The 9,785-nt window shown below is 65.8% G+C and carries 8 protein-coding genes; 3 read left to right on the top strand and 5 right to left on the bottom strand.

Going from position 1 to position 9,785, the window contains the following annotated elements; all coding sequences use genetic code 11:
• Positions 1 to 102: 102 nt before the first annotated feature.
• Genes XF30_RS28225 through XF30_RS28215 form a run of 3 tightly spaced genes read right to left on the bottom strand, consistent with a single transcriptional unit; the run spans position 103 to position 3,351 of the window.
• Positions 103 to 1,113, bottom strand: a complete 1,011-nt coding sequence (locus XF30_RS28225; RefSeq protein WP_109144490.1) for an amino acid ABC transporter substrate-binding protein — start codon at positions 1,111 to 1,113, stop codon at positions 103 to 105.
• Between the two features lie 12 nt (positions 1,114 to 1,125).
• Positions 1,126 to 2,475, bottom strand: coding sequence for an aspartate aminotransferase family protein (locus XF30_RS28220; RefSeq protein WP_109144489.1), 1,350 nt, complete (start codon positions 2,473 to 2,475; stop codon positions 1,126 to 1,128).
• Between the two features lie 3 nt (positions 2,476 to 2,478).
• A complete protein-coding gene (locus tag XF30_RS28215) occupies positions 2,479 to 3,351 on the bottom strand; it encodes a MurR/RpiR family transcriptional regulator (RefSeq protein WP_109144488.1) in 873 nt (290 codons plus the stop codon).
• Between the two features lie 88 nt (positions 3,352 to 3,439).
• Here XF30_RS28215 and XF30_RS28210 point away from each other — a divergent pair, with 88 nt between their 5' ends.
• From XF30_RS28210 to XF30_RS28200, 3 genes are all read left to right on the top strand, one after another.
• Complete coding sequence (locus tag XF30_RS28210) at positions 3,440 to 4,621, top strand: amino acid ABC transporter permease (protein ID WP_109145879.1); 1,182 nt, start codon at positions 3,440 to 3,442, stop codon at positions 4,619 to 4,621.
• 2 nt (positions 4,622 to 4,623) lie between these two features.
• Positions 4,624 to 5,733: an amino acid ABC transporter permease gene (locus XF30_RS28205; RefSeq protein WP_109144487.1), complete on the top strand. Its 1,110-nt coding sequence runs from the start codon at positions 4,624 to 4,626 to the stop codon at positions 5,731 to 5,733.
• Between the two features lie 100 nt (positions 5,734 to 5,833).
• Positions 5,834 to 7,270, top strand: coding sequence for an extracellular catalytic domain type 2 short-chain-length polyhydroxyalkanoate depolymerase (locus tag XF30_RS28200; protein ID WP_109144486.1), 1,437 nt, complete (start codon positions 5,834 to 5,836; stop codon positions 7,268 to 7,270).
• 114 nt (positions 7,271 to 7,384) lie between these two features.
• Here XF30_RS28200 and XF30_RS28195 read toward each other — a convergent pair whose 3' ends face one another.
• Complete coding sequence (locus tag XF30_RS28195) at positions 7,385 to 8,803, bottom strand: amidase (protein ID WP_036025722.1); 1,419 nt, start codon at positions 8,801 to 8,803, stop codon at positions 7,385 to 7,387.
• A 127-nt stretch (positions 8,804 to 8,930) separates the two neighbouring features.
• Complete coding sequence (locus XF30_RS28190; RefSeq protein WP_109144485.1) at positions 8,931 to 9,707, bottom strand: SDR family oxidoreductase; 777 nt, start codon at positions 9,705 to 9,707, stop codon at positions 8,931 to 8,933.
• Positions 9,708 to 9,785 lie beyond the last annotated feature (78 nt).

Below are 9,785 nucleotides of genomic sequence, written 5' to 3'. Positions count from 1 at the left end.
TCTCGGCACAAAAAGGTGAGAGTTGGACGCGCGGAAACTCCCCCTCACCCGGATTGCTGCGCAATCCGACCTCTCCCCGCAAGCGGGGAGAGGTGAACTCCCTTACTTGAACGGAATGGCGTACATCAAGCCGCCTTTGCTCCAGAGGCCGTTGAGGCCGCGATCGAGCTTGAGCGGGCTGGCCTTGCCGACATTGCGCTCGAAAATCTCGCCGTAATTGCCGCCGGCCTTGATCGCCTTGACCAGCCATTTGTTGTCGAGCCCGAGCCGCGAGCCGAGGTCGCCGCTGGCCCCCAGCAGCCGCTGGATCGCAGGCGTTTGCGACTTCGTCATCTCCTCGACATTGGCTTGCGTGACGCCGAGCTCCTCGGCCTCGATCAGGCCGTAATGCAGCCAGGCGATGATGTCGCTCCAGACCTCGTCGCCGTTGCGGGTGAAGGGTCCGAGCGGCTCCTTGCTGATGGTCTGCGGCAGCACAATGTAGTCGGTTGCGTTCGGCGCGGCCGTGGTCACCGCGCCGGCGAGGGCCGAAGCGTCCTGGGTCATCGCATCGCAGCGGCCGCCGAAGAAGGTCTGGTACATGGTGTCGACGCGGTCGAACACCAGGGGCTTCCAGTCGATGCCGTTGGCGCGGCCGTAATCGCCGAGCGTGACCTCGTGCGTGGTGCCCTGCGCGACGCAGACGGTGGCGCCCTTGAGGTCCTTCAGCTCCTTGACGCCGAGGTCCTTCTTCACGACAAAACCCTGGCCGTCGTAGAAGTTGATCGGACCCTGCCGCAGGCCCAGCGTCGCGCCGCGCAAATAGGTCTGCGTCGAGTTGCGATAGAGCACGTCGATCTCGCCCGATTGCAGGGCGGTGAAGCGGTTCTGAGCCGTCAGCGAGACGTAGCGCACCTTGGTAGGATCGCCGAGCACGCCGGCCGCCAGCGCGCGGCAATAATCGACGTCGAGACCCCTGTAATTGCCTTGCGAGTCCGGCGCCGAGAAGCCGGCAAAACCGGCACTGACGCCGCAAACCAGCGTGCCGCGGCTCTTCACCGTATCGAGCGTCGCTGCCGCTGCGATCATTGTCGATGCCGCGAGCAGGCCCGCTGCGATAACCACTTTCCTCATACTACTCTCCCCTCACTGATTGACACTACGCAACACGCTGTCGACGGCCGTGCCCAGCTTGTCGACGATCAGGTCGATTTCGTCCGCCGAGGCGATATAGGGCGGTGCCAGCAGCACGTGGTCGCCGCGCACGCCATCGACGGTACCACCGGTGGGATAGCAGCCGAGGCCACCGGCAAAGGCCTCCGCCTTGATCTTCTGGTGCAGCTTGAGCGCCGGATCGAACGAGGTGCGGGTAGCGCGATCGGCGACCAGCTCGATCGCCCAGAACAGGCCGCGGCCCCTGATGTCGCCGACATGGCGATGATTGCCGAAGCGTTCGGTCAGGCGCTGCTCGAGCTGCTTGCCGCGCTCCTTCACGCGGTCGAGCAGGCCATCATCGCGGATCACATCCTGCACCGCGAGCGCCGCAGCGCAGGCGAGGGAATGCGCCAGATAAGTGTGGCCGTGCTGGAACGCGCCCGAGCCTGCGCGGATGGTGTCGATGATCTTGCCGCTTGCCAGCATCGCACCGATCGGCTGATAGCCGCCGCCGAGCCCCTTTGCGATCGCCTGGATGTCGGGGGCGACACCTTCTTGCTCCCACGCATGCATCGTGCCGGTGCGGCCCATGCCGCACATGACCTCGTCGAGAATGAGCAGCGCACCGTGACGGTCGCAGATCTCGCGCATCGCTTTGAAGTAGCCGTCCGGGGCGGTCACGGCGCCGGCGGTGGCGCCGACGACGGGCTCGGCGAGGAAGGCGGCGACGGTGTCGGGGCCGAGCCGCTGGAACTCGGCTTCGAACTCGGCGGCGAGGCGCGCGACGAACCGCGCGTCCGACTCGCCCTCGCGCTTCTCGCGATAGGCGAACGCCGGCGTGACGTGGTTGAAAGCGGTCGAGAGCAGCGGCGCATAGGGCGCGCGACGCCAGGCATTGCCGCCGGCGGCGAGCGCGCCGAGCGTGTTGCCGTGATAGCTCTGCCGCCGCGCGATGAAGTGCTGCCGCTGCGGCTCGCCGCGCTCGATGAAATATTGCCGCGCCAGCTTGATGCTGGCTTCGATCGCCTCCGATCCGCCGCTGACGAAATAGGCGTAGGCGAGCCCGCCGGGCTCGTGTCCGACCAGTGTTTCAGCAAGTGCTTCCGCCGGCTCGGAGGAGAAGAAAGCCGTATGCGCATAGGCGAGGGTGGACGCCTGCTTGGCCATCGCCGCGATCACGCGCGGATGCTGGTGGCCGAGGCAGGAGACCGCCGCCCCGCCGGAGGCATCGATGATGCGACGTCCGTCCTCGGCGAAGAGATAAACGCCCTCGCCGCCGATCGCCTTTGGCGGAGTTTCGCGCAGCGAGCGATGCAGCACGCGGCTGGTGCGAGTGCTCATGGGTCAACCTTTCTCCGGGACGTAGGTGGAGGCAGCAGTGAGCCGCGCCTCGGTGTTTTCCAGCCGCTTCTTCGCGGCGGCGCCGCCGAGCGAGAATGTGACCGCCGCGAGCGACTGCGCGATCGCGATCGCGCCCGTGAGACTGGGGAAAAAGCCGGGCGAGGAGGCTGCCTCGAACAGCAGCACATGGTCGGCGCCTTCGGCCATCGGTGCCGACAGGCTATCCGCAATCGCGATCAGCGTCGCGCCGCTGCGATGCGCGGCCTGAGCGACGCGGACGCTCGCATGCGTGTAAGGCAGGAAGCCGATGACGATGACGGCTTCGCTTGGCCGGAACGCGCCGAGATCGAGGTCGTCGGGCCCGGACGTGCCGACGAGCTGCACCTGTTCGGGCCGGAACAGGCGCAGCTCGTAGTTCAGGAGTTCCGCGACGCTGCGGCAGCTGCGATAGCCCGCGATCCAGATCCGCTTGGACTCGTGCAGCGCGCGCGCCGCTTCCGCGATCGGCTGTGCCGGGATGCGCGGAAGGCCGGCGGCCTCGGCCTCGAGCTTGTCGAGGATGAGCGTAACATCGGCGTTCGGCCCGTGACGGCGGCCTCTTGTGCGGCCGGAGAAGGGCGCGGTCTGGGACGGCCGCCGCGCCTCGGTCAGCGCCGCACGCAGCTCGTCCCATCCGGAATAGCCGATCGCTTTCGCAAGCCGCGTGAACGCGGCGGGATCGGCACCGGCTTCCGCTGCGAGATCGCGCATCGAGCGGGTGGTGGCATCGTAGTCGTTGGCGGCGACGAAACGGCCGACCTCCTGTAAGCGCAGGGGGAGCGACGGCAATGCGATGCGCAGTTCGTTCAAAGGCGAGGATTTCGCGGGCTCGGCCATGAAACATTTGTTGCATGGATCTGGGTTCGGTGCAACAGTTGACGTGCGTCGCCGGAAATCGCTGCATTCGACGAAGGATTTTTGTGCTGTGACCGCCGATCATCCCAGGCCGCCGCCGCGCCGCCGCTTCGTGCTCGGCCGCAACCAATTGAAGGGCCTGTTCTGGCAGGTCCTGGTGGTCGGCATCGCGATCGCAGTGATCGCCTTCCTCTGGTCCAACACCGTCACCAATCTGTCGGCCCGCCGCATCACGACCGGCTTCGCCTTTCTCGGCCGCGAGGCCGGCATGCCGATTGCCGACAGCCTGCTCGCCTACAATCCCGGGGATACCTACCTCTGGGCCTTCGTCGTCGGCGTCGCCAACACCTTGCGCGTCGCCGTGATCGGCATCGTGCTCGCGACGATCCTCGGCACCCTGATCGGGATCTCGCGGCTGTCGGCCAATTGGTTGCTGTCGCGGCTTGCGGCCGTCTACGTCGAAACGCTCCGCGACATCCCGCTGCTGCTCCAGCTACTGTTCTGGTACGTGCTGATGCAGGCGCTGCCGGCTGCACGTGCCGCCTGGCGGCCCGTCGAGGGCATATTCCTGTCCAATCGCGGCCTGATCCTGCCTGCGATCCCGTTCGGTCCGCCGCAGCTCACGGTGCTCGGCACCGCGGTGCTGGGCTGTGCGGTGTTCTTCCTCTTCCGTCGCTGGTTGGTCGCACAGCAGATGCGCGACGGCAAGCCGCGGCCGGCCTGGCCGTCTGCGCTCGGCCTCATCGTCGTGGTGCCGGCGGCGGTCTCGCTGGTGCTCGGCGCGTCCTGGACGGTCGAGTGGCCGCAGCTGCGCGGCTTCAATTTCGTCGGCGGGCTGACGCTCGCGCCGGAATACTTCGCGCTGCTGATCGCACTGGTGACCTACACCTCCGCCTTCATCGCCGAGATCGTGCGCAGCGGCATCCAGTCGGTGCCACGCGGGCAATGGGATGCCGCCAACGCACTCGGCCTGCGTCGCAGCTTCATGCTGCGGCAGATCATCCTGCCGCAGGCGCTGCGCGTCATCGTGCCGCCGATGACGAGCCAGTATCTCAACCTGACCAAGAACTCCTCGCTCGCGGTCGCGATCGGCTACCAGGACGTGGTCTCGATCGCCAACACAACGCTGAATCAGACCGGACAGGCCATCGAAGCCATCGCGCTGATCATGGCGGTGTTCCTGACCATCAGCCTTTCGATCAGCTTCTTCATGAACTGGTACAATGCGCGCATCGCGCTGGTGGAGCGCTGATCATGACCGCGATCACGGACATCCCCGATGCACCCCGGGCCGCTCGCCGACCGCAGCTGGGCAATCCGGTGCTGCACTGGCTGCGCAAGAACCTGTTCTCCTCGATCCCGAATGGGATCATCACCATCCTGCTAATGGTGCTGCTCGCCAAAGGCATTTTCAGCTTCGTGCAATGGGGCATCGCCAATGCGGTCTGGCTGACGCCCACGAGCGATTCCAGCGCCTGTCGCGCCGCGCGCGGCCTCGGAGCGTGCTGGGCCATCGTCCCCGAGAAGTACCGCTTCATCCTGTTCGGCACCTATCCGTTCGACGAGCAATGGCGGCCGGCGCTGTCGGTCGTGCTGTTCATCGCGCTGTACTACCTCTCGACCCGGCGCGCGCTGTGGCGGCGCGAGCTGGTCTATCTCTGGATCGGTGCACTGGCGCTGATCAGCGTGCTGATGTGGGGCGGTGTGCTCGGCCTGTCCTTCGTCTCGCAGGATCGCTGGGGCGGATTGCCGGTGACGCTGATCCTGGCGACGTTCGGTCTCGCCGTCGGCTTTCCGCTCGGTATCCTGGTCGCGCTCGGCCGGCGCTCGAAGCTACCGGCGATCCGCTCGCTCAGCGTGCTCTATGTCGAGCTGATCCGTGGCGTGCCGCTGGTGAGCCTGCTGTTCATGGCGAGCGTGATGTTTCCGCTGTTCATGCCGGCCGGATTCAATATCGACAAGCTGCTGCGCGCTCAGATCGCGATCATCCTGTTCGCCGGTGCTTACCTCGCCGAAGTGATCCGCGGCGGGCTTCAGGCCGTGCCGCGCGGGCAATATGAAGCCGCCGACGCGCTCGGCCTGTCCTACTGGCGCAAGCACCGGCTGATCATCCTGCCGCAGGCGATCCGCCACGTCATCCCGCCGCTGGTCAACACCTTCATCGCCTTCTTCAAGGACACCAGCCTGGTGCTGATCATCGGCATCTTCGACCTGCTGACGACGGCCAAGACCGCGATCATCGATCCCGCCTGGCAGCAGTTTTCGGTCGAGGTCTACATCTTCGTGGCCGCGATCTACTTCGTCTTCTGCTTCGCGATGTCGCGCTACAGCCGGAGCCTGGAGGCGCCGACAACGCCGAAGTGACGGTTTGTCGTTTGGTGCCGCTTGTTTGCGCTTGCACCGATTGCCGCTCTTGATCTCTAATACCAGAGGTTGCTCCTGCGGTCGATTTGGCGAGGCTGTCATGCGCGTGGCCGTTTTGCGGCAATTCACCGCCGCCCAGATTTGCGTCCTGATCTTCGCGACCACTCTCGGCGTGTCAGCGTGCGCCGCCGAGGGGTTACGGCGCTATCGCGCGCCGATCGGTGAGAGTTCGATTTCGGGAATTTCGTCGGGCGCGTTCATGGCCGTTCAGTTCGGCACGGCGTGGTCGTCGGTGATCAAGGGCGTCGGCGTGGTCGCAGGCGGCCCTTACTGGTGCGCGAAGGCGGACGCGTTCGACGCCGTCACCTGGTACTGGGGGCCGATCCGGCGGGCCACGGGTGCATGCATGAAAGGGCCGGCGTCGGATCTGAATCCGAAGGATTTTACGGCAAAGGCCGACGCGAAGGCCGCAGCGGGCGAGATCGACCCTCTCAGCAATGTCGGCAGGCAGAAGATCTATCTCTTTCACGGCTACAATGACGCGATCGTCGACAAGGCCGCGACCGATGCGGCCGCCGATTTCTATCGCCACTATCTCGGGGATGCCAATCGCGGCAACTTGTTCTATCAGGCCACGCTCGGCGCGGGCCACTCGTTCGTCGTGGCGAAACAGGGCGCACCCGGGCTCAACGAGTGCAAGGCCAACACGGCGCCCTATATCGACCAATGCGGCTATGACCAGGCCGGCGTCATCCTGCAGCATATTTACGGCCGCCTGAATCCGCCCAATGCCGCGCAGCTTGCAGGTTCGGTGAAGAGCTTTGATCAATCGATCTATACGACGCCGCATCTGCCCGACGCGCTCAGCATGGGCGATACCGGCTATGTGTTCGTGCCCCGGGATTGCGAGCAGGGCAGTCCGTGTCGCGTCCACGTCGCGCTCCACGGATGCAAGCAGGACGTCGCCGATATCGGACGCAAATTCGTGGATGAGGCCGGCTACAATGAGTGGGCGGACACGAACCGCCTGATCATTCTCTATCCGCAGACCAAGACCAGCCCATACTGGCCAAGCAATCCGCAGGCCTGTTGGGATTGGTGGAGTTACGTCAACCATCAGGATAGCTACGTCACGAAGTCCGGATCGCAAATCAAGGCGATCAAGGCGATGCTGGATGCGCTCACGGCCGCTGCCGCGGCGCCCGCCGGCGCGATCGCGCCCTCGCTATCGGCACCGCAGTCGCTCACGGTGATCGATACGTCGGATAGCGGCGCTGACCTGGCCTGGTCTCCAGGGGACGACGGAACAACCTACCGGGTTTCGCGTGCGGGGCCCGATGGTGCGTTCCAAGCGGTTGGCGACGTGACAGGCGCGAGCTTTGGGGATTCCGGTCTGACGCCGAAAACAACATATCGATGGCGTGTCTCGGTCATTCTGAACGGGGCGGTGGGCCCGAGCTCCGAGGAGGCGACCGGCACCACGCGATCGACGCCTCCTCGCTGCGCCAATCCCGGCTCCTGCCCGATCGCCAAATAGCGAACCGAGCAACCGTCCCAGCCTGGAGGCGGCCAGCGGGAGGTGAGGTCTCGTGTCCCGGCTCTGCGACGCAGCGCTGGCGCGCTGCCCCTTGTCCGGGACACGAGAGTGAGGCTAGTCCTTCACCTTCGGATCGATCGGCGTCGTACCGCGCAGGCCCAGAATATCCTCCAGCACCTTCGCTCCGGCAATCACCTGCGCATCGGCGCGCGGCGCGCCGACCACCTGCACGCCGACCGGCAGGCCCGAGGCCGTGAAGCCGCAGGGCAGGGAGAGAGACGGGCAGCAGGCAAGCGTGATGGCGTAGACGATGCCGAGCCACTCGACGTAGTTTTCGAACCTCTTGCCGGCGCATTCGGCGACATAGCGATGCTCGATCGGGAAGGGCGGAACGATCGTGGTCGGCGTCAGCAACAGATCGTAGCTCTTGAAGAACTCGACTGCCCGCGCCGTCATGCCGACGCGCTGCGCCTCGGCGCGCGCGAGCTGCTCGACTGTGAGCTTCAGACCCTCCTCGATGTTCCAGATCACCTCGGGCTTGAGCAGGTCGCGCTTGGTGCGCAACAGATTGGCCTTGGTGATCGCAAAGTCGAAGGCGCGCAGCACGTGGAAGCATTCATGCGCCTCGCGCCAGTCCGGATGCGCCTCCTCGACGATGGCGCCGGCTTCGGCGAAACGTTCGGCGGCCTTTCGTGTGATCGCCTTCACTTCGGGATCGACCGGGGTGATGCCGAGATCGGGCGAATAGGCGATGCGCCTCGGCCGCTTGCCCGCCTGGGCCGCCGACAGGAACGAGGTTGCGGGAGCCGGCAGCGACAGCGGATCGTCGGCATAGTCGCCGCTCATGGCATCCAGCAGCAGCGCGAGATCCTCGACGTTGCGCGCCATCGGGCCGACCACGCCGAGATTGCGATCGATGCCGGACTTTGGGGTATGCGCGACGCGGCCGATGCTAGGCCGCATGCCGACGACGCCGCAGAAGGCCGCGGGGCTGCGCAAGGATCCGCCCATGTCGGAGCCTTGGGCGAGCCAGGCCATGCCGGTTGCCAGCGCCACCGCCGCGCCGCCGGAGGAGCCCGCGGCCGATTTCGTCGTGTCCCAGGGATTGAGCGTCGCGCCGAACACCTCGTTGAAGGTGTTGGCGCCGGCGCCGAATTCCGGCGTGTTCGACTTGGCGTAGACGACCGCGCCGTTGGCCTCGAGGTTCTCGACCATGAGGTCGGACTTCGCGGGAATGTTGTCCTTGAAGATCGGCGAGCCCTGCGTATTCAACACACCCGCAACGTCGGTCAGATCCTTGATCGGCACCGGCAGCCCGGCGAGCAGCCCGCGCGCACCGGCCGGCTTCTGCATCAGTGTCTTCGCACTCTCCCGCGCGCGATCGAAGCACAGCGTCGGCAGCGCGTTGACCTTGCCGTCGACCTCCTGGATGCGCGTCTCCACCACGTCCAGGAGCTCGAGCGGCGAGACGTCGCCGGAGCGCAGCTTGTCGACGACGGTGCAGGCGGTTTCGCGGATCAGATCCTGGGACACTTAGTTTGCTCCTGTCCTTATTCGAGGGCTCGTCATTGCGACGAGCGAGGCGACTAAGCAATCCAGACCGGTTGCTACAGAGGCATTCCTGGATTGCTTCGCTGCGCTCGCAATGACGAGAATAGAGTTAACCCCACCCGGCGCTGATGCCGCCGTCGACGGTGTAGATCACGCCCGACGTATAGCCGGCGCGATCCGACGCCAGGAACGCCATGAGGTCGCCGATCTCGCGCGCATGCGCGGGACGGCCGAGCGGCAGGCTCTTCTGGAATTCCTTGTAGCGGCTCTCGTCGCCGAACTGGTGCTTGGCCCGCGTCTTGAGCAGGGTGACGTGGCGGTCGGTGCCGACGGGGCCGGGATTGATGCCGACCACGCGGATGTTGTCGCCCAGGCTCTTGCCGCCGAGCGCCCGTGTGAACGCCATCAGCGCGGCATTGCCGGCGCTGCCGCAGATGTAGTTGGCGTCGAACTTCTCGCCGGCCGCGCCGATGTCGTTGACGATGACGCCGCCGCCCCTGGCTTTCATCTGGGCGTAGATGTAGCGAGTCAGGTTGATATAGCCGAACACCTTCAATTCCCAGGCGTGCCGCCAGGTCGCCTCGTCGATCTTGTCGATCGAGCCGCCCGGGATGTCGCCGGCATTGTTGACGAGCACGTCGATGTCGGCGGCTTCCTTCGCCAGCCGGGCCACGTCCTCCTCCTTGCGCAGATCGACGATGCTCGTTGTGGCGTCGATCTGGTGCGCGGCGCGCAAACGGTCGGCCAGCGCCTTGAGCTGATCGCCGCTACGCGCCGCGAGGAGGAGATGCGCGCCTTCCTCGGCGAAGGCCTCGGCGGCGGCTGCGCCAATGCCCTTGGACGCGCCGGTGATCAGGACGCGCTTGCCGCGCAGATGCAGATCCATGGGGATACTCGTTCGTGGGAACAGCATCAAATCAGTAGGCGCTTGGCCGCGCCATGGTCAACATTGCAGTGCAGCGTT

The sequence above is a fragment of the Bradyrhizobium sp. SUTN9-2 genome, assembly GCF_003122645.1.
GTDB lineage: Bacteria > Pseudomonadota > Alphaproteobacteria > Rhizobiales > Xanthobacteraceae > Bradyrhizobium > Bradyrhizobium yuanmingense.
This window is presented reverse-complemented; position numbering and strand designations above follow the sequence as displayed.

Bases quoted from the DNA above. Each gene is read 5' to 3' on its own strand.
- XF30_RS28225 (WP_109144490.1), bottom strand. From the start codon at position 1,113: ATGAGGAAAGTGGTTATCGCAGCGGGCCTGCTCGCGGCATCGACAATG.
- XF30_RS28220 (WP_109144489.1), bottom strand. From the start codon at position 2,475: ATGAGCACTCGCACCAGCCGCGTGCTGCATCGCTCGCTGCGCGAAACT.
- XF30_RS28215 (WP_109144488.1), bottom strand. From the start codon at position 3,351: ATGGCCGAGCCCGCGAAATCCTCGCCTTTGAACGAACTGCGCATCGCA.
- XF30_RS28205 (WP_109144487.1), top strand. From the start codon at position 4,624: ATGACCGCGATCACGGACATCCCCGATGCACCCCGGGCCGCTCGCCGA.
- XF30_RS28200 (WP_109144486.1), top strand. From the start codon at position 5,834: ATGCGCGTGGCCGTTTTGCGGCAATTCACCGCCGCCCAGATTTGCGTC.
- XF30_RS28190 (WP_109144485.1), bottom strand. From the start codon at position 9,707: ATGGATCTGCATCTGCGCGGCAAGCGCGTCCTGATCACCGGCGCGTCC.